26 protein-coding genes are annotated in these 24,675 nt (G+C 39.3%); 17 read left to right on the forward strand and 9 right to left on the reverse strand.

The genetic code is table 11. The features are described 5' to 3' along the window. Positions 1-237: 237 nt before the first annotated feature. Both ABD769_RS04880 and ABD769_RS04885 read right to left on the reverse strand, forming a co-directional pair. Positions 238-1,590, reverse strand: a complete 1,353-nt coding sequence (locus tag ABD769_RS04880) for a HAMP domain-containing sensor histidine kinase (RefSeq protein ID WP_344849871.1) — start codon at positions 1,588-1,590, stop codon at positions 238-240. After that, positions 1,591-2,268 (reverse strand): response regulator transcription factor, encoded by a 678-nt coding sequence (locus tag ABD769_RS04885; RefSeq protein ID WP_344849873.1) that lies wholly within the window; start codon positions 2,266-2,268, stop codon positions 1,591-1,593. It lies immediately after the preceding gene. A 331-nt stretch (positions 2,269-2,599) separates the two neighbouring features. On the opposite strand from ABD769_RS04885, the gene ABD769_RS04890 reads away from it, so the two are divergent. Continuing rightward, entirely contained in the window at positions 2,600-3,229 is a 630-nt protein-coding gene (locus ABD769_RS04890) for a DNA-3-methyladenine glycosylase family protein (RefSeq protein ID WP_344849875.1), read from the forward strand. A 418-nt stretch (positions 3,230-3,647) separates the two neighbouring features. On the opposite strand, the gene ABD769_RS04895 is transcribed toward ABD769_RS04890, so the two are convergent. The 3 genes from ABD769_RS04895 to fucP form a co-directional block, all read right to left on the reverse strand. Beyond that, positions 3,648-4,430, reverse strand: coding sequence for an L-fucose dehydrogenase (locus tag ABD769_RS04895; protein ID WP_344849877.1), 783 nt, complete (start codon positions 4,428-4,430; stop codon positions 3,648-3,650). Positions 4,431-4,635: 205 nt separating this feature from the next. Next, a complete protein-coding gene (locus tag ABD769_RS04900) occupies positions 4,636-6,273 on the reverse strand; it encodes a UxaA family hydrolase (protein WP_344849878.1) in 1,638 nt (545 codons plus the stop codon). A 7-nt stretch (positions 6,274-6,280) separates the two neighbouring features. Next, a complete protein-coding gene (fucP, locus tag ABD769_RS04905) occupies positions 6,281-7,591 on the reverse strand; it encodes an L-fucose:H+ symporter permease (RefSeq protein WP_344849879.1) in 1,311 nt (436 codons plus the stop codon). A 328-nt stretch (positions 7,592-7,919) separates the two neighbouring features. On the opposite strand from fucP, the gene ABD769_RS04910 reads away from it, so the two are divergent. Next, positions 7,920-8,789, forward strand: a complete 870-nt coding sequence (locus ABD769_RS04910) for an AraC family transcriptional regulator (protein WP_344849880.1) — start codon at positions 7,920-7,922, stop codon at positions 8,787-8,789. Positions 8,790-9,163: 374 nt separating this feature from the next. Here the strand turns inward: ABD769_RS04910 and ABD769_RS04915 are convergent, their stop codons facing one another. Then, positions 9,164-10,123: a GlxA family transcriptional regulator gene (locus ABD769_RS04915; protein WP_344849882.1), complete on the reverse strand. Its 960-nt coding sequence runs from the start codon at positions 10,121-10,123 to the stop codon at positions 9,164-9,166. Positions 10,124-10,256: 133 nt separating this feature from the next. On the opposite strand from ABD769_RS04915, the gene ABD769_RS04920 reads away from it, so the two are divergent. The 14 genes from ABD769_RS04920 (at position 10,257) to ABD769_RS04985 (ending at position 20,418) form a co-directional block, all read left to right on the forward strand. After that, positions 10,257-10,622 carry a hypothetical protein gene (locus ABD769_RS04920; RefSeq protein ID WP_344849883.1) on the forward strand — a complete coding sequence of 122 codons (366 nt, stop codon included), beginning with the start codon at positions 10,257-10,259 and terminating at the stop codon, positions 10,620-10,622. Positions 10,623-10,753: 131 nt separating this feature from the next. Next, on the forward strand, positions 10,754-11,260 hold the full coding sequence (locus ABD769_RS04925) for a DinB family protein (protein WP_344849884.1): 507 nt from the start codon (positions 10,754-10,756) through the stop codon (positions 11,258-11,260). Positions 11,261-11,274: 14 nt separating this feature from the next. Then, the gene (locus ABD769_RS04930; RefSeq protein WP_344849885.1) at positions 11,275-11,682 is read left to right on the forward strand and encodes a hypothetical protein; all 408 of its coding nucleotides are present in this window, start codon (positions 11,275-11,277) and stop codon (positions 11,680-11,682) included. A 132-nt stretch (positions 11,683-11,814) separates the two neighbouring features. Continuing rightward, positions 11,815-12,231, forward strand: a complete 417-nt coding sequence (locus tag ABD769_RS04935) for a VOC family protein (RefSeq protein WP_344849886.1) — start codon at positions 11,815-11,817, stop codon at positions 12,229-12,231. A gap of 392 nt (positions 12,232-12,623) precedes the next feature. After that, the gene (locus tag ABD769_RS04940) at positions 12,624-13,001 is read left to right on the forward strand and encodes a DoxX family membrane protein (protein ID WP_344849888.1); all 378 of its coding nucleotides are present in this window, start codon (positions 12,624-12,626) and stop codon (positions 12,999-13,001) included. A 101-nt stretch (positions 13,002-13,102) separates the two neighbouring features. Beyond that, a complete protein-coding gene (locus ABD769_RS04945; protein ID WP_344849889.1) occupies positions 13,103-13,534 on the forward strand; it encodes a DUF2147 domain-containing protein in 432 nt (143 codons plus the stop codon). A gap of 6 nt (positions 13,535-13,540) precedes the next feature. Then, positions 13,541-14,560, forward strand: a complete 1,020-nt coding sequence (locus tag ABD769_RS04950) for a WD40/YVTN/BNR-like repeat-containing protein (RefSeq protein WP_344849890.1) — start codon at positions 13,541-13,543, stop codon at positions 14,558-14,560. Between the two features lie 139 nt (positions 14,561-14,699). Further along, positions 14,700-15,515, forward strand: a complete 816-nt coding sequence (locus ABD769_RS04955) for a TerC family protein (RefSeq protein WP_344849892.1) — start codon at positions 14,700-14,702, stop codon at positions 15,513-15,515. Between the two features lie 104 nt (positions 15,516-15,619). Next, complete coding sequence (locus ABD769_RS04960) at positions 15,620-16,324, forward strand: HAD family hydrolase (protein WP_344849894.1); 705 nt, start codon at positions 15,620-15,622, stop codon at positions 16,322-16,324. Then, entirely contained in the window at positions 16,311-17,147 is an 837-nt protein-coding gene (locus ABD769_RS04965) for a phosphoribosyltransferase family protein (protein WP_344849896.1), read from the forward strand. The genes ABD769_RS04960 and ABD769_RS04965 overlap by 14 nt, the downstream gene beginning before the upstream one ends. Position 17,148: 1 nt before the next feature. Then, positions 17,149-17,703 carry a TerD family protein gene (locus ABD769_RS04970; RefSeq protein ID WP_344849898.1) on the forward strand — a complete coding sequence of 185 codons (555 nt, stop codon included), beginning with the start codon at positions 17,149-17,151 and terminating at the stop codon, positions 17,701-17,703. A gap of 4 nt (positions 17,704-17,707) precedes the next feature. Further along, the gene (locus ABD769_RS04975; RefSeq protein ID WP_344849900.1) at positions 17,708-18,322 is read left to right on the forward strand and encodes a TerD family protein; all 615 of its coding nucleotides are present in this window, start codon (positions 17,708-17,710) and stop codon (positions 18,320-18,322) included. Between the two features lie 27 nt (positions 18,323-18,349). Further along, positions 18,350-19,447, forward strand: a complete 1,098-nt coding sequence (locus ABD769_RS04980; RefSeq protein WP_344849902.1) for a toxic anion resistance protein — start codon at positions 18,350-18,352, stop codon at positions 19,445-19,447. An 8-nt stretch (positions 19,448-19,455) separates the two neighbouring features. After that, positions 19,456-20,418, forward strand: coding sequence for a hypothetical protein (locus ABD769_RS04985; RefSeq protein ID WP_344849904.1), 963 nt, complete (start codon positions 19,456-19,458; stop codon positions 20,416-20,418). An 870-nt stretch (positions 20,419-21,288) separates the two neighbouring features. Here ABD769_RS04985 and ABD769_RS04990 read toward each other — a convergent pair. From ABD769_RS04990 to ABD769_RS05000, 3 genes are all read right to left on the reverse strand, one after another. Continuing rightward, on the reverse strand, positions 21,289-22,152 hold the full coding sequence (locus tag ABD769_RS04990) for a dienelactone hydrolase family protein (protein ID WP_344849905.1): 864 nt from the start codon (positions 22,150-22,152) through the stop codon (positions 21,289-21,291). Between the two features lie 61 nt (positions 22,153-22,213). Then, positions 22,214-23,215, reverse strand: a complete 1,002-nt coding sequence (locus tag ABD769_RS04995) for a phosphotransferase enzyme family protein (RefSeq protein WP_344849906.1) — start codon at positions 23,213-23,215, stop codon at positions 22,214-22,216. Between the two features lie 9 nt (positions 23,216-23,224). Then, on the reverse strand, positions 23,225-23,974 hold the full coding sequence (locus ABD769_RS05000; RefSeq protein ID WP_344849907.1) for a peroxiredoxin family protein: 750 nt from the start codon (positions 23,972-23,974) through the stop codon (positions 23,225-23,227). A 107-nt stretch (positions 23,975-24,081) separates the two neighbouring features. Here ABD769_RS05000 and ABD769_RS05005 point away from each other — a divergent pair, with 107 nt between their 5' ends. Further along, positions 24,082-24,675 carry a 2OG-Fe(II) oxygenase gene (locus tag ABD769_RS05005; RefSeq protein ID WP_344849909.1) on the forward strand — a complete coding sequence of 198 codons (594 nt, stop codon included), beginning with the start codon at positions 24,082-24,084 and terminating at the stop codon, positions 24,673-24,675.

Genomic DNA, 24,675 nt, shown 5'->3' on the forward strand with positions numbered 1-24,675 from the left:
ATTTCGAGCGGAGTGCAACGTAGCCGAGAACCACAAAGTACTCAGCGAAGCTAAATCTGTCTCGAGATAGATCTCTCCGTTTCGCTGCGCTTCAGTCGAGATGACGAACTCATGAAGTAATAACTAAAACTTTTCATGCTTGCGCTCGTTTCCAAACGAGTGTATAAATAGTTATACGATTTTTTATCGTTGTAAATGATATGTTATTCAAGGCTCGTTAGAAACGAGCAGTACTATCTAAAACTTTGTCAACCTCACCGTAAAAGTACAGCCACCCTTATCAATATTCTTTACGGTTATTTCGCCTTTAAGCAGATCGATAATTTTTTGTGCCATATAAAGTCCCATGCCTTCACCGTTGTGGCCATGTTCATTTGCACGCGTGTAAAAAGGTTTAAAAATATCCGCCTGATTTTCGGTAGAAATACCCGTTCCCTGATCGGTGATGTGGATGAGGAAATCATTTTCAGTGCTTTCAACAAGAATATTAACTTCCTGATTATCCGAAAACTTAAAAGCGTTTGAAATGATATTATCCAAGGCAATCTGTAATAAAACGGCATTGGCCAAAATTTCAGAATTTGGTTCAATGGGATTTTGATCAATAATTCTAAGATCAAGGTTTTTCTGTGTTTTCCATTCAATCTGGATTTTGGAAAGTAAATCATCCAGCCGGATCGGAACAAGCTGCGAATTGATCAGTTCGAGGTCCATTTTTGCAAGGGCAACTAAACCGGTAATGATGTGTCCCATTTTTTCGGCGTCCTCAAGCATCGAAGCGATCACTTTTTGATAAGCTTCCTGATCCCTTTCTTTTGATAGTGCAAGTTCGGAGGTCATCATCATGCGGGTAACAGGCGTCCTTAATTCATGCGAAGCATTGGCAGCAAAAGTTTTTTGCAAGATAAAAGCCTGTTCCAGTTCTTCCATTAAATGGTTAAAACTTTGGGCAATGAGGTTAATCTCGTCTTTATTGTTGTTTTCTTCTACCCTGAATTCCATGTTTTGCGAACCAGCCTGTTTTACTTCGAGCATAAATTTTTGCAGGGGTTCGAGCATTTTCCGGGCAATTAACCGGCTCAGCAACAATACAATCAGTGAAATGAGGATGAAGATAAAAATCATGATCTTCAACAATTTATCGAGCCTGTTGTGTGAGCCCTGATCGTCGGCCGAAGCCAGGATTACAAAATCACCCTGATTATCTTTATAATAAATACCCACCACCTGCCGCTGACCGTCGGTGTACTTTAAGCGTCCTTTCCGACGTACTTCATCGATGGTGGCGGGTGCCCAGTATTGTGCGGTATCGCCGATAAAGGTGGCCCTGTTCTTCTTATCGTAAATGCGGGTAACTTCGCCGTTTAGCTTTTGCAGGTATTTATGACGTACGGTGTTTAATGCATCGCGACTGATTTCATCTGCTTCGAGGTAGAGTTTTGCCGTAACCATGGTACGGTCTGTGAGGCGCTCAAAGAAATCGGCTTCCAAAAATTTCATAAAGGTGAAATACACCGTACAGAGCACCGCGAACAGCATTGACGTGCTGATCAGGGTAAAATATAACGCTATACGATCCTTTATTTTCATTTATTTCAAAATATAACCCATGTTGATTTTGGTGTGGATAAGTTTGCGTTCAAAATCCTTTTCGATTTTTTTTCGCAGGAAATTGATATAAACATCAATTACGTTCGTTCCGGTTTCGAAATTGATGTCCCAGGCTTGCTCAGCAATAAACTGCCTGGAGAGTAGGCGTTTGGGGTTACGCATAAAAAGTTCGAGCAGCACAAATTCTTTGGCACTTAACTCAATGGTTTTCCCTGCACGACTTACTTCTTTACTATAGGTATCTAATACCAGGTCTTCGAAATATAATTTATGGTCTGCTTTAGTTTCGGCAGCAGGTTGCCTCCTCAAAAGTGCTGCCACCCTGGCCAACAATTCTTTCAGGTGGAAGGGTTTTACGAGATAATCATCTGCACCGGCTTCCAGGCCCGTAACTTTATCATCAATGGTGCCCATAGCAGTGAGCATGAGGATTGGTGTTTGCAAATTGTTTTCCCTGAGGTGTTTACAAAGCTGGATGCCGTTGAGGCCGGGCATCATTACGTCGATAATCAGAAGGTTAAAACTTTCGCTCAAAAAAAGTTCCAGCGCATCAATCCCATTGGCTACGGTAAGTACCTGATAATCGTTTTCTTCGAGTGCAGATTTTAAAAGTGCCGCAATTTTAGGATCGTCTTCCGCTATTCCAATCTTTAGCATGTAACAAAAGTAACCATCTCATCTTAAAACGGGATTAAAATGGATGGTCTTTATGTTATTTGAGCAGATTTTCAGGGCCGGATGATCCAAAATGAGTTATGTTGTAGCTGAAATGACGTGTTAGCCCGCACAGACTAAAAAAATGGTTGTCATTCTGAGTGAAACGAAGAATCTGCAAGCGATGGAAAACCGAACCCGAAAACAGATCAAAAATCAGAAAGATTCTTCGCTCCGAATATTCGGGACAGGTAGCGTTCAGAATAACTACAAAGAAGTTTAAGCATAGGTTATACTATCTTAATCCTTATTATATTTGAATAAAAACATTTCCATGTTCGAAACATTTGATCAGACCAATTTTCATCAGCTTTGCGATTTAGCAGGTAGCAGGGATGCAGATTTGCAGTCGATTTTGGATAAATACGGTTACCCTCCGTTTTGGTCGAGACCAAATACCTTTGAATCACTGGTGCATATTATTTTAGAACAACAGGTTTCTTTGGCTTCGGCATTGGCTACGCTGAATAAACTGAAAGAAAAAATAGGGGAGGTTACACCGGCACGCTTGTTATTGCTTACTGACCAGGAATTGAGGGATTGTTATTTCAGCAGGCAAAAAACAGTTTACGTGCGGCATTTGGCTGAAAGTTTGGTTAGCGGAACGTTATCACTTAGTGAAATGGAAACGATGGATGATCTTGCCATTAGAAATCAACTCAAAACCATTAAAGGCATCGGAGATTGGACCGTAGATATTTACCTGATTTTTATGCTGCACCATACGGATGTTTTCCCCATAGGAGACCTGGCTGCGGTAAACTCACTAAAGAAAATAAAAGGTTTGATATCCAGTGTGAGTAAAGAGGAAGTTTTGGCGGTTGCAGATCAGTTTAAACCTTACCGCACCATTGCCACGATGTTGTTATGGCATGTTTATTTGGAAGAAAGGAAGAAAAAGTAATATTAACAACTTCATGGTCTGTGTCCTAACAGGCCATTTAAATTAGTTTTTTGTTTCGGTCTGTGAGGACACAGACCGAGAGTGTGAACCTACCGCACCATTGCCACGATGTTGTTATGGCATGTTTATTTGGAAGAAAGGAAGAAAAAGTAATATTAAACAACTTCATGGTTTGTGTCCTCACAGGTCATTTAAATTAGTTTTTTGTTTCGGTCTGTGAGGACACAGACCGAGAGTGTGAACCTTACCGCACCATTGCTACGATGTTCTTATGGCATGTTTATTTGGAAGAAAGGAAGAAAAAGTAATATTAGACAACTCCATGGTCTGTGTCCTCACAGGCCATTTAAATTAGTTTTTTCTTTCGGTCTGTGAGGACACAGACCGAGGGTGTGGGGTTTGGAATGACAGAGATTTATTACAACAGCGCCCTATCCAAATGTACATAACCACCATCAACATGGATCAACTGGCCGGTAGTATGGCTCGATTTATCTGATAATAAAAACACAGCGGTATTCGCAATTTCATCTACAGTAGTCATCCGGTTTTCAAATGGAATTTTATCGGTAATGCTTTTCAGTTTTTCATCACGGTTTTCAAAAGTGCTGATCCATTTCTCGTATAAAGGTGTCCATGCTTCGGCAACAATAATCGCATTAACACGGATGCTGTAGGGCAATAATTCCACCGCCCACTCGCGTGTTAAAGCATTTCTGGCACCGTTTGATGCCGCATAGCCTGATGTTCCGCCTTGTCCGGTTTCTGCTGTTTTACTGCCGATATTCAAAATAGAACCTTTACTTTCTTTCAATGCAGGTAAGGCGTACTTCGCTAAAAGATAATAGTGCACCACATTTTTATGCAGCGATTCCATAAAAGCTTCATAAGTGCCGCTTTCGAGGCCTACGCCGTCGTTAACACCGGCATTATTCACCAGGCCATCAATTCTGTTATATTTTTCTAAAATGGCATCAACAATAGATTTACAGCTTTCTGGTGCAGTAAGTTCTGCAGTAAAATAATCGGCTTTTAAGCCTGAATTTTTTACTTCCTGAAGCATTTTCTGGTTATCTTCTTCATTTCTGCCGATGATGATTGGAAATGCGTTTTCAATGGCCAAAGCTTTAACAATTGCTGCTCCAATGCCTTTTGCACCACCACTAACCAGTATTATTTTGCCGTCTAAATTTAAATTCATATTCGGTTATGTTTTTGTTTTTATTTAAGTATAGTGCCAGGAGTTGAGGACATAGAGAGAGACTTTGTCTGTATAGATTTCTCTCCCGACTTAACCTCGGGATTTCACTCCAGTCGAAATGACGGACCAATTAGTGTTTCCCCCATTATCCATCTTACCTCATCCATCTTCTATTTTACCTCTTCCATTTCACATCATCCATCCTCTACAGACTTACTCCTCTTTTCCAGGGGATAAAATCATCCTGGTTAAGCTGCACTGCTTTAGGGATTTCTTCTCCGCTGGCTACTTTAATGCAATATTCTAAAATATCTTCACCCATTTCGTTTATGGTTTTTTCGCCGTTAATCACCGCTCCGGTATCGATATCGATAATATCGCTCATGCGTTTAGCCAGAATCGAATTTGTGGCCACTTTAATGGTCGGGCAAACCGGATTTCCGGTTGGTGTACCTAAACCCGTGGTAAACAGGATAAGCGTGGCTCCGGCAGCCGCTTTACCGGTAGTGGCTTCCACATCATTTCCGGGCGTACAAACCAGGCTTAAACCCGGTTTAGTGGCAGGCTCGGTATAATCCAACACATCAACCACAGGGGAAGAACCCGCCTTACGTGCTGCCCCGGCTGATTTTATCGCGTCGGTAATTAAACCATCTTTAATATTACCTGGCGAAGGGTTCATGTAAAAACCAGAGCCAACTTTATGTGCCAGGTCATCGTATTCTGTCATTAAACGGATAAATTTTTCGGCAGTGGGCTGGTCTACAGACCTGTCGATCATTTCCTGCTCTACGCCACAAAGTTCGGGAAACTCTGCCGATAACACCTTTGCACCCAATGCCACCAATAAATCTGCACAGTAACCTACAGCCGGATTGGCAGAAATGCCACTAAAACCATCACTGCCGCCACATTTTACGCCTACGCATAATTTGCTTAAAGGGGCTTCTGTACGTTCTTGTTTATTGATAAGCATCAGGCCTTCAAAAGTGCTTTTGATTGCATTCTGGATTAAATGTTCTTCACTCTGTGTTTTTTGCTGTTCAAAAATTAATAAGGGTTTATCAAAATTGGGATCAAGCGCCAAAAGATCGCGTTTAAAATCGTCTACCTGTAAATGCTGACAACCTAAGCTTAAAACCGTAACACCTGCCACATTGGGGTGATTGGCATAAGCGGCCAGCAATCTGCTCAAAGTATTCGAATCCTGACGCGTGCCGCCACAACCACCATTATGTGTGAGGAATTTAATACCATCCACATTTTTAAAGGTTCGGTTGGCTTTATTTACTTTGGGTTCGAAACTGATGTTATCAATACTCTCACCACTTTCGTAAGCCTGAACAAGTTTGTGCGTGTAAGATTTATATTGCGCATCAACCGCATAACCGAGTTCGCTATAAAGGGATTCTTTAATGATATCGAGGTTTCTGTTTTCGCAGAAAACCGTTGGGATAAACAACCAGTAATTTGCAGTGCCCACCGCGCCGTTTTTACGGTGATAACCATAGAATTTGCGATCGGCATATTGACTTACATTGGGCGCTTCCCACTTAAAATCAACATTTCGGTAGGCAAATGGCTCAGCTGCATGCTTGGTGTTCTCTACACTCATGCGCATACCTGCTTTTACCTCAAACTGGATTTTCCCCACTAGAACACCATACATAATCACTTCATCGCCGGTTTTCATATCCTGCATAAAAAATTTATGCTTGGCGGGGATTTCATCAACAGTCAGGTAGGCAATTCCTTCGTAAACAATTTCGGTTCCCTGAGGTAAATCCTGTAATGCAACCAAAACATTATCGGCATTATTAATCCTGATGACTAATTTTTTCATTGTTAATTTATACTTCTAAACTTATTTCTTTTTCAATATGATTGGGTTTCCAGCCTTTCCAGCCAAAGTAGAATACCACTAAAAAGCAAACAAAGGGAACCAAATAACCATATTGTATATTGTGTGTGGCATCTGATATTAAGCCCAATACCGGCGGCAAAAATGCACCACCTACTATCGACATTACAATTAGCGATGAACCCAGCTTGGTATCTTTACCCAAACCAGCTATTCCTAGTGAAAATATGGTTGGGAACATAATCGACATAAAAAAGGCCACGCCTATTAATGCATAAACAGTAATCATTCCGGTAGCAAAAATGGATACCAGTGTAAGCAGCGCGCTGATTAAAGCATATAACATTAACAATTTGTGTGGAGCGACAAATCGCATAAGGAAGGTCCCGGCAAATCTACCCAGCATAAAAGCCAAGCCTGCTGCGCCAGAATACCATGCCGCCTGCGCCGGGGTAATACCAGCAGATGAGGTTACGAAACTGATAAATAAGCTTAATACACAAACCTGTGCGCCAACGTAAAAAAACTGCCCGATAACTGCCCAACGTAAATGACTGTGCCCCAGAACATGCCCAAAAGAGCTTTTTTCATTAGCACTTTCTTCTTCTTTAATATCCGGCAGCTTGGTAAAAATAAATAAGATAGCTACTATAATAATCAGGACACCCAAAATTAAATAAGGCGCTTTTACTGTTGAAGCTTCCTCAAGTACATAAGCCTGTTTTTCTAATGGAAGCAATTTCGCCAGTTGCGCATCAGTATATTTTGCTTCAGTAAAAATCAATTTTCCTCCAACTACAGGTGCTAAAAATGCTGCTAAACCATTAAAAGATTGAGAGAAGTTTAAACGTTGGGTAGCCGTTTCCGGCGGACCAAGCACGGTAACGTAAGGATTTGCAGCTGTTTCTAAAAAGGTTAAACCGCAGGCAATGATAAAAAGTGCACCTAAGAAAAAGATGTATTGTGCGGTATTTGCTGCGGGGATAAACAACAAACAACCTATGGCAAATAAAACAAGTCCTAATATAATGCCGCTTTTATAGCCATACTTGCGCATGATGTAACCTGCAGGAAGTGCCAATAAAAAATAGGCGATAAAAACAGACGAATCGACCAGGGTAGATTCGAAAACATTCAGCTGGAAGGCTTTGCGTAAATGTGGAATTAAAACCGGATCGAGGTTATGTACAAAACCCCAGAAAAAAAAGAGGCTGGTAACTAAAATTAATGGAAACAGGTACCCTTTGCCGCCTTTTGGTGTATCGGATACCTGAAAATTCGTTGTGGTGTTGTGGCTCATATTTGGTTTGGTTATATTGGTGAAGCTGGTTATGCCAAAATAAAAGTAGTTAAACTTCGGGCTCCGTTGCACCAATTACTAAAGATTGTTCAATATCTGCTGTTTTGGAAGGTCAGGCTATAAATGCACCGTATCCGGTATCTTTCGGTATAACAAGGAATAAATAATCTACCTTCATAAATGTGTTATTGGTTAGTTGTTGCATTACAAATTAAGCCCTTAAGTACTAATAAAAATTTAACTTTATGATCTAATTATTAAATGATATTGTCTCTAATTTATACATTGCGAAATATTACTGCATATTAGAGTGATTTTTTAAGATTTTATGAAACCGCATTTACTTAATGTATCTACCAATACGGTGGATTCTTTTAGCGCCCGGAGGGATATTATGCCAGATGTGAACAACCTGTGGCATTACCATTCTGCTCTGGAGCTGATTTACATCAAAAAAGGCAGGGGAACGCAGTTTATTGGCGACAGCATTAAAAATTTTAGCGAGGGCGATGTGGTATTGCTTGGCAGTAACCTGCCTCATTACTGGCGATTTGATCCTGAGTTTTTCGAAAAAAAGGAGGGCGAATCTGTTGATGTGTATGCCATCCACTTTAAAGAAGATTTTTTAGGCGCTGGATTTATCGATCTTCCCGAAAACCAGGAACTTAAAAAGATGCTGGCACAATCTAAACAGGGAATCCAGCTATCAGGGAATGCGAAAGAAAAAATAGCCCGATTGGTGCCTTTAATTATTGAGGCTACGGGTACTATGCGGATTATCAGACTGTTAGAGGTGTTGACTGAAATAGCCAGCTGCGAAGAGAAAAAAACATTGGTTTCGCTGGGTTTTAAACCTAATTTTCTGGAAAACGAAAAAGACAGAATTCAATCGATTTATAATTATACCATCAGCAATTACAAAAATAAAATAGAGCTGAAAGAAATCGCTGCAGTGGCTAAAATCAGTCCGAATTCGTTTTGCAAGTTCTTTAAAACCAAAAGCCGGAAAACCTACACGCAGTTTCTGAACGAGATTAGGGTGGGGCAGGCCTGTAAGCTCTTAATAGAAAATGATTTAACGGTAAAAGAAATCTGTTATGATTGCGGTTTTTATAATTTTACCAGTTTTCATAAATATTTTAGAGAGATAACCGGAAAAACCCCGCTTAAATATCAGCAGGCCTTTTCTAAGCAGTAATGTTTTTTAGTAAAGCAGGCCAACCCTGTATAGCCCCGATTGCACGGAAAGCCCGGAGCGTAGTGAGGACTTGGAGTAAAAGCGGGACTGCAGTTGACCAAGAACCACAGGCTTTGCGCTTCAAAAAAAATAAATAATTCACCCTGAATTTTTTATGTCTTTAAATTAGCCTGATGTCTAATTTAAATTTTGGAACAAATACCAACCATTTATAGCCCCGATTGCACGGAAAGCCCGGAGCGTAGTGAGGACTTGGAGTAAAAGCGGGACTGCAGTTGACCAAGAACCACAGGCTTTGCGCTTCAAAAAAATAAATAGCTCACCCTAAAATAAATGCACAAATTTCTCTATTGCGGCCAAAATGACGGCGTTTCCTACCTCGCCTGGAATTTATCCCGATACTGTGTAGGCGTCATCCCAACTGATTTTCTGAACACTTTCCTGAATGCTTTTGGATCGTTATACCCCGAATTGTAAATCACTTCCGTCATTTGCTGAGCCGTTTGTTCTAAAAGTTTTTTAGCTGCTTCAATGCGGGTTTGCTGCAGGTACTCGATGGGCGTAATGCCAATAACCTGCTTAAAACGGCGTACAATATTTCTTCTGCTGGAAGGAATATCCTTGATCATTTCTTCAATAGTAGCCACATCCTGGTAGTTGCTTTCAATTTTTTCCTGTGCCGAGGCTACCAGGTCGTCGTTATGGTGACGGATGGGCTGAAAAGTGCTGAAGTACAACTGGTTTACGCGGTCCATATCGATGGCGAAAACTTTGGCAACTTTCACCGCCATATCTTTTCCGCAGTGGATCTGTAAAAGGTGCAACAATAAATGAAAAGTAGAGGTTGCACCGCCACTGGTAAACAGTTTTCCATCCTGTGTTACGGTTTTATCGGCTTTTAAATGTACCTGCGGAAAAGCGGTCGAAAATGCAGGACAGGCATCAACATGTGTGGTAGCAGCTTTACCATCCAACAAACCCGATGCGGCCAGTAAAAATGCACCGGTACAAAAAGTTGCGATTTCTGCCCCGGCGTGATGCTGTTTGTTTAACCATGGAATATAACTTTTATTGGCCGAAATGCATTCCTTAATATCATTGGTGGCAAAAGATGGAATCAAAATAAGATCAAGATCGGTGGCCTTTTGTAAGGAGATGCAGGGGTGTTCGCTAAAGTTATAATTTTTATCATCAGCAGTAATTAAACTGATATTAAAGGGTGTTTCGAGCTCATCTTTCCTGTAGAATCCATTTACGGTATCAAAAACATCTAAAATAGCCGCTACGCTTAATAATCTGAAGTTTTGGGGCATTAAAACACCTATTTGTATCATTTGGTTAAAATTTGGGAATAGTAAATATATAAAAATTGTCTGAAATGCCCCTTAATATTGACTTTTACGGCAAGGGTGTGCCTCAATATTAAGCTTTAACTTTATTTTAAGTTAATCACCTAAACAAAACAACATGAAAACCACACCAAAAAGTAGCAGGATGTACGGCCTGATTGTACTCTACGAAATGCATACCGATTTTTTATTAAAGGCTTTAGATGGTATAGATGAAAAGGATGCGCAGAAAAGACTGGAAACCAAGGCCAACCACATCGCCTGGATTACGGGCAGTGTAGTGCAGGGGAGGTATTTTCTGGCTAAATCGTTCGGAATTGATCTCCCTTCCATCACCGACGAACTTTTTGCTAATAATAAGGGCATTGTTGATGATGCGGTGTATCCATCGATTGCCGACCTTAAAAAAGACTGGTTAGCCATTTCGCCAAGGCTGCAGGAAGCGTTAACGCAGCTACGGATGAAAAGCTGGAGGAAAAGTTAACCATCCCGGGAATGGAAATTACCCTTTTCGAAATGATCAGCTTTAGCACTTACCGCGATGCGAACTGCATCGGGCAGATTGCCTTGTGGCGAAGATTATTGAACTATCCAGGAATGAATTATATGTAGGCTATGGAAAAATTAATTAAAGAAACCGAAGAAACCTTATTGGCACTGGAAAACGTTTTCTCAAAATTTGATGGCCATCTGGTTAACAAAGTGCCTTTTGAAGGCAGCTGGACTGCCGGACAACTTGCAGAACATTTGATATTATCGAATGGTGGTTTTTTGCAGGTAATTAACGGAACGGTTACGGAAACCGATAAACCTGCAGATTTAATGGTAAGTCAGATTAAAAGTGATTTTTTAAATTTTAATGTGAAGTACAATTCGCCCAAAGAGATTTATCCTGAAAACAAAGCTTATAACCAGCCGGAATTATTAGAAAATTTAAAGCAGATCAGGGCGGGAATTTCGAATGCCGCAACTGGTTTAGATTTAACTAAAACATGTGTTTCTTATGAACTACCGGGATATGGCTATTTAACACGTTTAGAGGCAATTTATTTTGTGATTTATCATACACAAAGACATGTACACCAATTAAAAAATATTTATAGTGGCTTAAATCCCAATTGATTTTAACTAAATTTATGAGAAACAACAGGCTTGATTTACTCAATCCCTATATAGGTAAATGGAAAACCGAAGGTTTAACCAAATCGGGCGAAGTAATTACCGGAACGGATACCTACGAATGGATTGAAGGCAGTTTCTTTTTAACACATAAAGTAGATGTAACGTTTAACAAAAAGAAAATGCAATCTTTAGAAATTACCCATTATGATGATATGGAGGATGTGTTCAGGTCGCAGTCGTTTGATAACGAAGGAAATATTTCGATCTCTACACTTAAAATTTATGATGATATCATTTTAATATTTGCGGATACAGAAAGGTTTAAAGGGAATTTTAAGACTGATACAATAGAAGGACTGTGGGAGCAGTTTGATGGTAAAAACTGGGTAGAATGGATGGATATAAAACTAACCAGGATATAGATGAAGTCGGAAGTCGGAAGCCTCAAGTCTGAAGTCCGAAGCCAACTAATAGCAAAGCTATACCAATGACCATTAGACTAATGACAAATGACCAATAAACCAATGACTAATAAACCAATTAACTAAATAAAAATGGCAACACTTAACACGTATTTAAATTTTAACGGTAACACCGAAGAAGCATTCAACTTTTACAAATCAGTTTTTGGCGGTGAGTTTCTGGTAGTGCAACGCTATAAGGATTCGCCCGGCTGCGATGGAATGCCTGCGAGTGATCAGGAAAAATTGATGCATATTGCTTTACCTATAGGTGGTAACATTTTAATGGGAACCGATATTACTGATCCGATGCCACCAGCCACATTAGGCACAGGTATTTCGCTTTCTGTTGATGCGCAAAGCGAAGAAGAAGCTAAACACTTATTTGATAGCCTGTCTGCAGGTGGTACGGTAACCATGGCTTTAGAAAAAACCTTTTGGAATGCACTTTTCGGCATGACTACCGATAAGTTCGGGATCCAGTGGATGGTGAATTATGATTTTAAATAAGGAGGTAGTCCAAAGTCTATAGTCATGAGTCCTTAGTACCGGGTCTTTAGTCCGTAGTCGATTATCTAGATTAGTCACCCTAAGCGGAGTCGAAGGGCAGTAGCAGTTCGGCTTTCAGCGCCAGTTAACCGGTTTAAACAATTAACCAGTTAACCCTATAAATAATTAGACCATTAAGAAGTTAAGGAAATTAAGGTTTTAGTAATCATTGTAAGCTATGCGACTATCAACCCTGGACTATTAAACTATTGACCAAACAGGTGGTTTGAAGTTCCGCGTTTCATCAACAATTAACCGGTTTAAACAATTAACCAATGACTAATAACCCAACAGACCAACATTAAATGAACAAAAAATATTATTTTTAAAATACAAACTAAAACTTAACCAATATGAAAATTGCTGTAATTATTGTACGTGTACTTTTGGCCGCCATGTATTTATTTGCTTCGGTGAGCTATTTTCTTAACTTAATGCCTAAGGCACCAGAGATGACGGCTACACAAACCAGCTTTATGACAGGCGTAATGGCATCGGTGTATCTCTTTCCGTTAATTAAGATAACAGAGTTAATCGGGGGAGTATTATTGCTCATTAACCGTACCGCGCCTTTGGCTGCTATCATTATTTTTCCGGTCACTTTAAATGTTTTTCTGTATCATGCATTTTTGGGGCCGAAAGAATTACCAATGGTTGCTGTAATGTTATTGTTCAATCTGTTTTTGTTTTATGCTTACAGGGCGAAGTACCTGCCCATCGTTTCAAAGTAAATTTCAGTTTTAAAAAACTTTCTCATACTTTTTCTCTTTATTTAGTGTTTCGGTATAAGGTGTAATTCATTATCTTTAAAAACTAACTAGAAATAAAAAATATGAGAAAGCTACCATTTTTAATGCTGCTCTTTGTAGCGGTATCATTTTCTGCCTTTGCGCAGAACAAAGATGCCATTGTAGGCAAATGGCTTAATCCATCAGGAGAGGGACAAATAGAAATTTACAAAAAAGGCGATAAATTTTACGGGAAACTGGCCTGGATTAAAGAGCCAAACATTAACGGAAAACCTAAATTAGATGTTAAAAACCCGAATGAAAACCTGCAGAAACGTGCTTTGTTAAACCTTGAAATACTTAAGGATTTTAAATACGATGACGGCAAATGGACCGATGGAACCATCTACGATCCAAAAAGCGGTAAAACCTACAGCTGTAACATGACCTTAAAAAGTGCTGATGTATTAAACATCCGCGGTTATGTGGGTATTTCACTTTTGGGCCGATCGGAAACTTTTAGACGAGTTAAATAACAATCAATGAAGAAATTAATATGGTGCCTTTTAATGGCACCTTTTTTTTGCGCTGCGCAGTCGTACGTTGTTAAACCCTTAAATGAGGCTGCCAAAACCAGTTTAAGGGGTTTAAGTGTGGTAACCGATCAGGTGGTGTGGGTAAGTGGCAGCAACGGCTCAATTGGTAAAACAACCGATGGCGGCAAAACCTGGACTTGGGTAAAACCTAAAGGATATGAGAAAATCGATTTCAGGGATATAGAAGCTTTTGATGATCAACAGGCCGTTATTGTGGGGATTGCTTCGCCGGCATATATCTTAAAAACCGTTGACGGAGGCCAAACCTGGACAGAAACCTATAAAAATGTAGATTCTGCCATATTTTTAGATGGAGTTAGTTTTTGGGATAAAAACAGAGGAATTATTTTCGGCGATCCCATCAATGATAAACTGCAACTCCTGAAAACAGTTGATGCCGGTAAAACCTGGCAGGATATTTCCGCAAATTTAAAAACAAGTTTAGCCAAAGGCGAAGCGAGTTTTGCAGCCAGTGGCACCACGATAAAAACATTACCAGGGGGCAAAACATGGATTGCAACAGGCGGAACAGTATCAAATATTTATTACTCGCCTGATTATGGACAAACCTGGCAAATGTTTAAATGCCCTATTTTACAGGGCGAAAATAGCACAGGTCCTTTCTCTATCGATTTTTTGAATAATAAAAATGGTGTAACGGTTGGCGGAAACTATGTAAAAGATAAAGAAAATGCCAATAACATCTTGTTAACCAGCGACGGTGGTAAAACCTGGCAAAAGCCAAATACACCAGTTTTTGGTTTTCGTTCGGGAGTAACCTACATCAATGCCAAAACATTGGTTGCAACCGGTACATCTGGCACAGATATCTCGACCGATGGCGGCCAAAACTGGAAACACATTTCTGATAAGAGTTTTAATGCTGTTCAAAAAGCAAAAAAAGGTAAACTAGTTATACTGGCAGGAGATAAAGGTGTAATTTATCAGTTAGATGCCACTAACTAATATTTGGCGCCAATACGTAACAATTCTAACAATTGTCATTCTAACAATAAAACAATAACATAAATAAACAGCAGAAATGATAAAATTTTGTTTCTTTGTTATGAAAACTAAAACTTTAATTTAAAAATACACACGCTCAATGGATTTTCTGCACACAATTTTAGGTGATGATATACAGGCCGGATTATTAATTATTTTAAACCTGATTGTAATCGAAAGTTTGCTCTCGGTTGATAATGCTGCGGTTTTGGCTACCATGGTAATGGATTTGCCAAAGAACCAGCGCGATAAAGCATTAAAATACGGAATTATCGGTGCATACGTTTTTAGGGGTATCTGTTTGTTCCTTGCGGCGTGGCTGGTAAAAATCTGGTGGTTAAAACCACTTGGCGGTTTATATCTGTTATACCTCGCATTCGATTATTTCAGAAAAAAGAACAGTAAAAACAACGAGGAAGAAGAGGAAGTAGATAAAAGCAAAAGCTGGATCTATAAATCTACAGTGGGTTTAGTAGGTACTTTTTGGGCAACCGTTGCTTTGGTAGAAGTAATGGATTTGGCCTTCTCTATCGATAACGTTTTTGCTGCGGTTGCTTTTACCGATCACATCTGGTTAATTTATATTGGTGTTTTTATCGGTATTCTGGCCATGCGTTTTGTGGCACAGGCTTTCGTGAAATTAATGGAAAAATTCACCTTTTTAGAAACGGTGGCTTTCATCGTAATTGGTGTTTTGGGGATTAAACTTACTTCGTCGTTATTTACGCATTTCTATCCCGAGTCACCCATTTCTCATGCTATAGAAGGCGAAAAAACAGATCTTTTTGTATCTATTTTTACCGTAGCCATTTTCATTTTGCCGGTATTAAGTTCTTTATTGTTCAACTATCCCAAAAAACATAAAAGCGATATTATCATTTCGGATGATGCCGAAGATGTATTGGATAAATCTTAATTGTAAGGCTTATCTGTGATAAATCTTACAATCAAACCTTCCTGATATTAGAATCAAATTTTGTAATATTAGGATTTAATAAATAGATTAGGAAACAGGGACAAATGGCTTTTTACAAACATTATTCATTCGATCTTTGGTTAACGCTGATTAAATCCAATCCAACGTACAAGCAGGAAAGGGTACAGTACTTTTACCGGAATTTTAATGGCAAACATAAATCTGTTGAAGAAATAGCGGTTATTTTCCGTCAGGTTGATTTAATGGTAAATGCCATTAATGAAAAAGCCGGTAAAAATGTAGATGCCGACGAGATGTACCTCATGATCATTAGCATGATCAATGATTACGATTACAGTTTCCGTGAAGTAGACCTGCAGTTGCTTGATCAGGATATGGAAGAAATCGTATTTGCCCATATGCCAAAGCTTTACTGTGATAACTGTTTAGATGTGCTGGCAAAAATCAAAGAATCGGGCAAAAGTTCTACCAATATTTTGAGCAACACCGGTTTTATTAAAGGCAAAACCCTCAAAAAAGTCATCAACCATTTAGGAATCGGTCAGTATATCGATTTTCAGCTTTATTCGGATGAAGTGCGCATGTCGAAACCCAGCAGCGGATTTTTTCAGCTGATGCTGGATACGATTGACCGAACAAAACATCCTGATTTGTTGTTAAGCGATGTAATCCACATTGGCGATAACCCGCACGCAGATGTACGTGGCGCTGAAGCCATGGGCATTAACAGCATGCTGATCAATTCAAACCATCTATCTATCTCAAACCTACTCTATGATACCGTATAGTTATTCACTCCACAAAATCGACAACACAACCGATTTCGGTTTTAGTGCCGATGATTACAGCCGCTTTAAGTTTGGCGATGATTTAGTAGCCCGATCATTTGGTAAGGCACTTGCCGATGGTTTTATCCGCTATTACCTGGTTGATAACCTGATTACCGACCAGATTGTGGTCATTTCGAGTCCTTACAGCTTTATACCCACCGCAACTTTTGCCATGAAAAATTATTTCGTGAGTCAGCTTAACCGCTGGCTGGTCGAAAATGGTGGTTTGGCTGTGCAGGAAACAAAAGTACACCGTACCATTACCTATAAGGAAGATTATGGTGAGTTAAGTGCCGAAGAAAGGCTTTCACTCATCGGAAATGATTCTTTCCATATCGATAAGGATTTTCTGACAGGAAAAACGCTTTTGTTTCTGGATGATATTAAAATTACCGGAAGTCATGAGCGCATGATTTTAAAAATGGCGAAAGAATATGGCCTCAGCAACGAAATGCATATGCTTTACTTTGCCGAACTGGTAAACAAAAATATCCACCCCAACGTAGAAAACTTTCTGAATTACCATCAGATCAAGTCTATTTTCGATCTCGAAGAAATTATAGACGGTGGAAATTTCTGTTTCAATACCCGTATTGTAAAATACATTTTAAACAGTACTTCGAGCAGTTTTACCATATTTTTAGAACGCAGAAGTGCCGATTTTATTAATCAGCTTTACGACCTTTCGCTTGGTAATAATTACCATACCATAGAGGCGTACTCGAAAAATTTACATCTTATCAAAGACTATATCAAAAACAATAATTATAAATTAATTTAATATGGCTATTAATTTGCAAAAGGGGCAGAGAGAAAATATCAGTGCTCCTAAATTTACAATAGGTTTAGGTTGGGATACCAACAGCTCTTCTACAGGTTCTGCATTCGATTTAGATGCTTCGATTTTTATATTAAACGATCAGAGAAAATTAGTTTCTGACGAAAATTTTGTTTTCTATAATAACCTGGTTTCTCCGGATGGCGCTGTAGAACATACCGGCGATAATTTAACAGGCGATGGTGATGGCGATGACGAACAAATTAAAATCGATCTGACCAAAATTGATGCTAAAGTAAGCGAAATCTGCATTGTAGTAACCATTCACGAAGCAGAAAGCAGAAGACAGAACTTCGGTCAGGTAAGAAATTCTTTCATCCGTATTTTTGATGCCGTAACCAACGAAGTGATTTTAAAGTACGAACTGGAAGAAGATTTTTCTATCGAAACCGCTGTAGAATTCGGAAGGATTTACAAACGCGAAAATCAATGGAAATTTGAGGCAGTAGGCGTAGGCATGAAAGGTGGTTTACAGGATTATTTAAACAAATATCAATAATATTATGGCAATCAATCTTCAAAAAGGACAGCGCATCAGTCTTGAAAAAAGCAATGGTAGCAAACTGCAGAATGTTTGCGTGGGCATTAACTGGGGCGCTATCGAAAAGAAAGGCCTTTTCGGTTTCGGATCTTCAAAAGAGGCTGTAGATTTAGATGCAAGTTGTGCCTTGTACAACGAAAACAAGCAGCTTTTAGAAGTAGTTTACTTTGGTAACCTGAAATCTAAAAACGGATCGGTAAAACACAGTGGCGATGATTTAACAGGCGATATGGGTGGTGATGATGGCCTGGACAATGAAATTATTACCCTTGATTTTTCAATGTTGGATGCCAGCGTAAGTTACGTAGCCTTTGTGTTGAACAGTTTTAGAGGGCACGATTTCGGTACCATTCCGTTTGCATCTATCCGCATTTACGAGGGTACAACCAAACGTGTAAATGAAGTTTTTGCTAAATATGATATTGCCAACGGATCTAACTTTGCAGGTCACGTATCGATGGTAATGGGTGTTTTTTATAAGAAAAACGGCGAATGGAAATTTAATGCCATCGGCGAGCCTACCAAAGATAGAAAACTGGAAGATACCGTTAAAACCGTAACCCAACATTATTTATAAGCTGCAAAGCCGATCATATAATCAACTATGGAAACCAACCCAAATCTTCCCCAGGTGCTTACTCCGGTTAAACTGGATAAGGACGGAAATGTTGACCTCGAAAAAATAACCAGCGAGGAAACCACTAAATACCATGAAATTGGAAAATCGCTCGAACCATCAGATGTTAATTCTATCCTGAATTACGGAAGCGATGCCCAAAACTCAATGGAGAAATACAGTAACGAATTTTTATCGTCTGTACGTACTTATAACAGTGGCGAAGTTGGCGGTTTAATTAACGAACTGCTAACCGAACTGAATTATATCGACGTTTCTGAACTTGAACAGAGCGGTTTTAAGAGTTTTATCTCTAAAATTCCGTTTTTAAAGAGTTTGGTAGTTGATGTGAAGAAACTTTTCCAGAAATATGATGTGGTGGTGAATAATATCGATAAAATCACCAACAAAATTAAAGCCGGAAGGTTAAATTCTATTAAAGATAACAGCTCGCTGCAAACCATGTTCGACAGCAATGTGGGATACATCCACCAGATGGAAGAACTGATTATTGCTGGTCAGCTTAAATACAACGAACTGAGTATCAAACTGGCAGAAATGGAAGGCAGGCCTGCTGATTATCAGGATTATGAAATTGCCGATTTAAGGGATTTCATCAGCCGTTTGGATAAGAGACTGGCAGATATGAAGATTGTGCGTTTTATTATGCTACAATCTTTGGCGCAGATCCGTGTGGTGCAGAACAACAATACTTCTATTGCAGAAAAAGCCCAGTCGATTGTTTCTACCACTATTCCAGTGTGGAAAAACCAGTTAACCATTGCGGTTGCTTTACAAAGGCAAAAGGCCAACGTAGAAATGCAGAAGAAAATTTCGGATACCACGAATACTATTTTGCAGAAAAATGCAGAAATGCTGAAACAGAACAGTATTGATGTGGCCAAAGAAAATGAAAAAACTGTGGTATCTTTGGAAACCCTGAAACGTACCACATCATCATTGATTGAAACGCTTAATGAGGTGAAACAGATCCATGAGGCTGGTGCACAAAGCAGACGTGTGTTGGATGGCGAACTTAAAACTCTGGAAGCAGAGTTAAAAAAGAACGTTACGAGGGTGAATTAAATTAACCTATGGATGAATACCGTTTAAATATTATCAAAAAATCAAGCGCAGAGATCAACCGTTTACAGTTGCTCTCTGTGTTTTTTGATGATGAAGTGATTTATAAAATTTACTTACGGAGCCAGGTTATTCATCAGCTTTTTGCCAATAATGAAGAACTGGAGATCGAAAAACTCGATCTTTTTCACCTTCAGTTTACCGATAGTGTAATCGAACTGCTCAGAAAAATTAAAAAGAGCAACGAAAAAAATGTATCACTCATTTATGATGAGATCGATCTTAACGAAGAACTGATAGACCGTATGGCCGGAACGCTGGTTGATCAGAAAAGTTTTCAGCAGGATAAGCAAAAGCAATCGCTTAAAGTAAACCTGTCGCTGCGGAAACTCTTCAGTGTCCTGTCTGATTTGAGTACAGATTTTCCTTTCTCTAAAAATATTAACGTTTTCAGTTCTAAATACGCCAACGATTTTTATTTCGATTTAACCACCAATCAGTTTGCTCAGTTGATTAATTTTCAGGATAAACAGGTGTACACCAATGTTTATGCTACAATTGAGAAAAAACTGATGGGGAAATTGTGTAAGTACGATTTTCGTACAGAATTTTACATCGGTTTAAAATCTGGTGAGCAGGTTATCGAAGTTTATAAATTTTTGGAAACAGACAGCCATTATCTCTTTTTTCCAAGTAGAAATCTCTTCCTGTTCTGTGATTTAACGGTTTTGAAAGATCTGGACACTTCTACCAATCTCTCCGAAAAAGGGAAGATTATGCAGGAGCTTCAGTATAAAAACGATAAGCTGAAAAGCAATGCAGCGGTGTTAAAAACTGCCATTCCACACGAGGTTCTCAGTTTACTGGAAGATAGTTACCATAAAATATCGGATATCAATTTCTTAAACCACCTCAATAATTTCGATGTTCAGTCGAATATTTTGAAGACCATGTTGAATACGGATTTGTTTTAAGGTTGGTTTATACATTGATCTATAGCGATCGTCATTTCGACTGTAGCATGCCGATTTTTCATCGGCAGCGGAATGGAGAAATCTATCTGGAACAATCGTCATTTCGACCGCAGTGGAGAAATCTATTTATAACTATATCGAATAGATTTCCCGGCTACGTTGCACTTCGCTCGAAATGACGGAACTAAAGGAACTTCATTTTAGATGATAATTACTACAAAAATCGTCATTTCGACTGTAGCGTGCCGATTTTTCATCGGCAGCGAAACGGAGAAATCTGACTCGAGATAGATTTCTCGACTACGTTGCACTTCGCTCGAAATGACGGGACGAGTGGGCGCTCCGCTCGAAATGACGGAACTAAAGGAACTTCATTTTAGTTGATAATTACTACAAAAATCGTCATTTCGACTGTAGCGTACCGGTTTTTCATCGGTAGCGAAACGGAGAAATCTGACTCGAGATAGATTTCTCGACTACGTTGCACTTCGCTCGAAATGACGGAACTAAAGGAACTTCATTTTAGTCGATAAATTACTATAAAAATCGTCATTTCGACTGTAGCGTACCGATTTTTCATCGGTAGCGAAATGGAGAAATCTGACTCGAGATAGATTTCTCGGCTGCGTTGCACTTCGCTCGAAATGACGGGACGAGTGGGCGCTCCGCTCGAAATGAAGGCACTAAAGGAACTTCATTTTAGTTGATATTACTACAAAAATCGTCATTTCGACTGTAGCGTGCCGATTTTTCATCGGTAGCGGAATGGAGAAATCTGACTCGAGATAGATTTCTCGGCTACGTTGCACTTCGCTCGAAATGACGGGACGAGTGGACGTTCCGATCGAAATGATACTGAGACACGAAAACCTACCTCGTTAACACCGCTAATTTCTGTCTAAACAAATCAATGGTTCTGCTCCAGGCCAGTTTTGCAGCTGCTTCATTGTATCTGGTAGGAGAGGTATTGTTGTTAAACGCATGGTTCACTCCATCATAGATGTAAAGTTTATAATCAATTTTATTGTCTTTTAAAGCCTGCTCATAGGCTGGTATTCCGGCGTTAATACGCTCATCCAAACCACCATAATGCAGCATTATACTGGCTTTAATTTTTGGAACATCGGCGGCGTTGGGCTGTGCACCATAATAAGCAACAGCTACCTGTAGTTTCGGGTCGTTAACGGCCAGTTTATTAGCCATTCCACCGCCCCAGCAAAAGCCAACACAACCTACTTTTCCGTTTCCATCTTTACGGTTGCGTAAATAATCCAATCCTTTTAAATAATTCTGCAGGTTTTTCTCCGGATCCAGCTTCCCAATCAGTTCGCGGCCTTTATCTTCATCGGCAGGTGTTCCGCCCAATGGCGAAAGTGCATCAACTCCCAGGGCAATAAAACCTTCGGCAGCGACACGTTTGGTTACATCAATAATATGCGGGTTTAATCCACGGTTTTCATGGATCACCAACACACATCCTAAATTCTTTTTGCCTTTGGGCTTTGCCAGTACAGCTTTTATTTCGCCATCAACACCCTGATAGGTAATATTTTCAACCTCAATGTCATCGCTGCTAAACCCGGCCGCTGCCGCGTAGTTATTTTCGAGCATGGGTAAAATAGTCATAGCCAATGCCGTGCTGCCGGCCAGTACGGCCAGCTTTTTCATAAAATCTTTTCTACCGATATTGCTATGGGTGTACTCATCGTACAGGTTGATTATTTTCTGGTCCATCTTATTGATTTTGATTTATTTACAAGATAAAAAGAGCTGGTGATATTTGATACAGCGTTGCCTAAAAGTTACAATACAGTTCTTCCCATTTTTTGATCAGCTCCACTCGGTGTTTCGTATAGCGCGGCGTTAAAAAAGCATTCGACCAGTCATCGTAATTATCGTAAAAGAATTTGAGGAAGAAAATATGAAAGGTAATGCCCAGATAGGGAATGGCCTTTAATTCATCTTCGGTTAATGGCCTTACTTCCTGATAAGCCTTTAAAAAAGTACCGAAATCTTTTTCCGCCTGTTCTTTAGTAATCAGGTTATTGAGCTGGTGGAAGAAATAATGATTCAGGAAGGTCATTAAATCATTAATGAGGTAACCTTCACCGGCAAAATCGAAATCAAAAAAAATAATTTTTCCGTTTTCATCGAAGTGGAAATTCTTGGGGAAGAAATCATAATGGCAGTAACCATAACTGAAGGTTGAAGTGTCAAAATCTTCGAATTTTTTGACCAGTTTGCCGGCTATATCAATCAGGTATTCAAATTCCTCAGGCATTTCAGTAAAATGAGGTTTCAAATCTCTTAAAGGTTCAAATAATGTAGTTTCGAAGTTGAATATGGGTCTGTGATTGCTCAGTTTTACCGATGAAGTGGTTTGATGCAATTTGGCAATATCTTGCCCTAGTTGTATCAGATGTTTATCTTCCAGATCCAAAATTACCTTACCTTTTGCAAAAGAAAACAATATGCCGTTTCTTAAACCTTCAGCTGCATTAAACTGCTGGATCTGATTTCCCTCCACATCTGCTATCGGATAAGAAACCGAATTTCCATTCTCCTTTAAAATATTGAGTAATTCTACCTCTGCTTCAATTTCATTGCGTTTCCGGTGTGCATCACGGTAAATTTTGAAGATGTATTTCTCATTTTCGTTTTCAAGAATATAAGTATCGCTTACATTCCTGATGAGCAACCTGCAGGTTGTAGCAGAATTTAACTGATAAGCTTTAATCAGATAATCTTTTAAAGCAGCGGCAGATAAGGTGGAGTATTGTGCGGGGAAGGTATTCATCTAATTACTTTATCTGCCCAAAGCGGCATTAATGGCTGTTTTAAGATCTGGAATGGTTAACCTCGAGCTACCCACAACGGCATATTTAATGATCTGTTTCTTATCCGAAACAATATATACCGGATAACGCGTAAGTTGGTAGGCATCAGAAACGGCCCTTCCAGAACTGATTAATTCGGCATTACGTAAAGGTTGTTCTTTTAATTTTTTAAGGGCCACTTCACTATTGTCGGTTGTGATGGCTAAAACCAACAAATCTTTTGGGTCGCCCAGTTCCTTAATAAAAGTACTTATCTCGGCAAAGTTTTCGGTACAGGTACTGCAGCTGGCATACCAATATATTTGTACGATTACCTTATTCTCTAATTTATTCTGTTCGTAAAATGCAGTCAGGGGTGCTATATCCAATTTTTTGCCTTCATAAATATAAGGAGTTTTAACCTTTGTATTTTCCCTGATGATTGAGGTGAATCTGTTAATTTCCTCTTCTGTCGATTTGGTAACTACCATTTTCTGTGGCAGCGTTCTGTCGGTACTTGGTACCAGCTTATACCAACCGGTACGAAACATTTTATCATACTGATAATAGCGCAGCGCTTTCCCTTTTTCATCATAATATACCTGGTTGGTATCTGTTTTAGGGATCATACTGGCCTTCAAGCTTATTATTGCGCTTGTTGTACGTACTGTTTTTATGCTATCCTGTGCCCGCAAATAAAAACAGGCCAAAAGCAGTGAGAGTGTTATCAGATATTTCATAGGATTTGGTTTTGACATGCAATTTAACATTTAGTTTTAAACTTAACCATTAATTAAAACTACCTTACCAGCCTTAGGCATGCTGTTTTAAGATTTAAACCAATCTGTTGGAAAAAATATTTGATTGCCTTATCAATAGTTTTATCGAAGATAAAGTTGGGATTGCGGAAAACTTTTTAAGCATCCCATTGGCTGCCCACCTTAAAGAAAACCTGATCGCCCTGTTTGAAAACAAGAAACTTTTAAATGCGGGAATAGGGAATAATGCGGTTATTAATCAGGACAAACTGATCCGTAGTGATGTGATTTACTGGCTCGATAGAAAGCATAATAATCAATATGAAAATGATTTTTTCGATCTGATGGACGAGTTCGTGATTTATTTAAACCGTACCTGTTATACGGGAATCACGGGTTACGAGTTTCATTATACCCTTTACGAAGCGGGTAATTTTTACAAAAAGCATATCGATCAGTTTCAAAACAATGGAAGCCGGCAATATTCGATGGTTATGTATTTAAATGCAGGTTGGAAAACAGAAGATGGCGGAGAGTTACGCATTTATCATATGGATGATGAACAAAATATTTCACCTGATAACGGGAAAAGTGTTTTCTTTAAAAGTTCTGATCTGGCACATGAGGTACTACTCAACAATATACCGCGGATGAGCATTACAGGCTGGTTGAAGATCGGTTAA

The sequence above is a fragment of the Pedobacter jeongneungensis genome (genome assembly GCF_039538295.1).
In the GTDB taxonomy this organism is placed as follows: Bacteria; Bacteroidota; Bacteroidia; order Sphingobacteriales; family Sphingobacteriaceae; genus Pedobacter; species Pedobacter jeongneungensis.

Bases quoted from the DNA above. Each gene is read 5' to 3' on its own strand.
- ABD769_RS04880 (WP_344849871.1), bottom strand. From the start codon at position 1,590: ATGAAAATAAAGGATCGTATAGCGTTATATTTTACCCTGATCAGCACG.
- ABD769_RS04885 (WP_344849873.1), bottom strand. From the start codon at position 2,268: ATGCTAAAGATTGGAATAGCGGAAGACGATCCTAAAATTGCGGCACTT.
- ABD769_RS04890 (WP_344849875.1), top strand. From the start codon at position 2,600: ATGTTCGAAACATTTGATCAGACCAATTTTCATCAGCTTTGCGATTTA.
- ABD769_RS04895 (WP_344849877.1), bottom strand. From the start codon at position 4,430: ATGAATTTAAATTTAGACGGCAAAATAATACTGGTTAGTGGTGGTGCA.
- ABD769_RS04900 (WP_344849878.1), bottom strand. From the start codon at position 6,273: ATGAAAAAATTAGTCATCAGGATTAATAATGCCGATAATGTTTTGGTT.
- fucP (WP_344849879.1), bottom strand. From the start codon at position 7,591: ATGAGCCACAACACCACAACGAATTTTCAGGTATCCGATACACCAAAA.
- ABD769_RS04910 (WP_344849880.1), top strand. From the start codon at position 7,920: ATGAAACCGCATTTACTTAATGTATCTACCAATACGGTGGATTCTTTT.
- ABD769_RS04915 (WP_344849882.1), bottom strand. From the start codon at position 10,123: ATGATACAAATAGGTGTTTTAATGCCCCAAAACTTCAGATTATTAAGC.
- ABD769_RS04920 (WP_344849883.1), top strand. From the start codon at position 10,257: ATGAAAACCACACCAAAAAGTAGCAGGATGTACGGCCTGATTGTACTC.
- ABD769_RS04925 (WP_344849884.1), top strand. From the start codon at position 10,754: ATGGAAAAATTAATTAAAGAAACCGAAGAAACCTTATTGGCACTGGAA.
- ABD769_RS04930 (WP_344849885.1), top strand. From the start codon at position 11,275: ATGAGAAACAACAGGCTTGATTTACTCAATCCCTATATAGGTAAATGG.
- ABD769_RS04935 (WP_344849886.1), top strand. From the start codon at position 11,815: ATGGCAACACTTAACACGTATTTAAATTTTAACGGTAACACCGAAGAA.
- ABD769_RS04940 (WP_344849888.1), top strand. From the start codon at position 12,624: ATGAAAATTGCTGTAATTATTGTACGTGTACTTTTGGCCGCCATGTAT.
- ABD769_RS04945 (WP_344849889.1), top strand. From the start codon at position 13,103: ATGAGAAAGCTACCATTTTTAATGCTGCTCTTTGTAGCGGTATCATTT.
- ABD769_RS04950 (WP_344849890.1), top strand. From the start codon at position 13,541: ATGAAGAAATTAATATGGTGCCTTTTAATGGCACCTTTTTTTTGCGCT.
- ABD769_RS04955 (WP_344849892.1), top strand. From the start codon at position 14,700: ATGGATTTTCTGCACACAATTTTAGGTGATGATATACAGGCCGGATTA.
- ABD769_RS04960 (WP_344849894.1), top strand. From the start codon at position 15,620: ATGGCTTTTTACAAACATTATTCATTCGATCTTTGGTTAACGCTGATT.
- ABD769_RS04965 (WP_344849896.1), top strand. From the start codon at position 16,311: ATGATACCGTATAGTTATTCACTCCACAAAATCGACAACACAACCGAT.
- ABD769_RS04970 (WP_344849898.1), top strand. From the start codon at position 17,149: ATGGCTATTAATTTGCAAAAGGGGCAGAGAGAAAATATCAGTGCTCCT.
- ABD769_RS04975 (WP_344849900.1), top strand. From the start codon at position 17,708: ATGGCAATCAATCTTCAAAAAGGACAGCGCATCAGTCTTGAAAAAAGC.
- ABD769_RS04980 (WP_344849902.1), top strand. From the start codon at position 18,350: ATGGAAACCAACCCAAATCTTCCCCAGGTGCTTACTCCGGTTAAACTG.
- ABD769_RS04985 (WP_344849904.1), top strand. From the start codon at position 19,456: ATGGATGAATACCGTTTAAATATTATCAAAAAATCAAGCGCAGAGATC.
- ABD769_RS04990 (WP_344849905.1), bottom strand. From the start codon at position 22,152: ATGGACCAGAAAATAATCAACCTGTACGATGAGTACACCCATAGCAAT.
- ABD769_RS04995 (WP_344849906.1), bottom strand. From the start codon at position 23,215: ATGAATACCTTCCCCGCACAATACTCCACCTTATCTGCCGCTGCTTTA.
- ABD769_RS05000 (WP_344849907.1), bottom strand. From the start codon at position 23,974: ATGAAATATCTGATAACACTCTCACTGCTTTTGGCCTGTTTTTATTTG.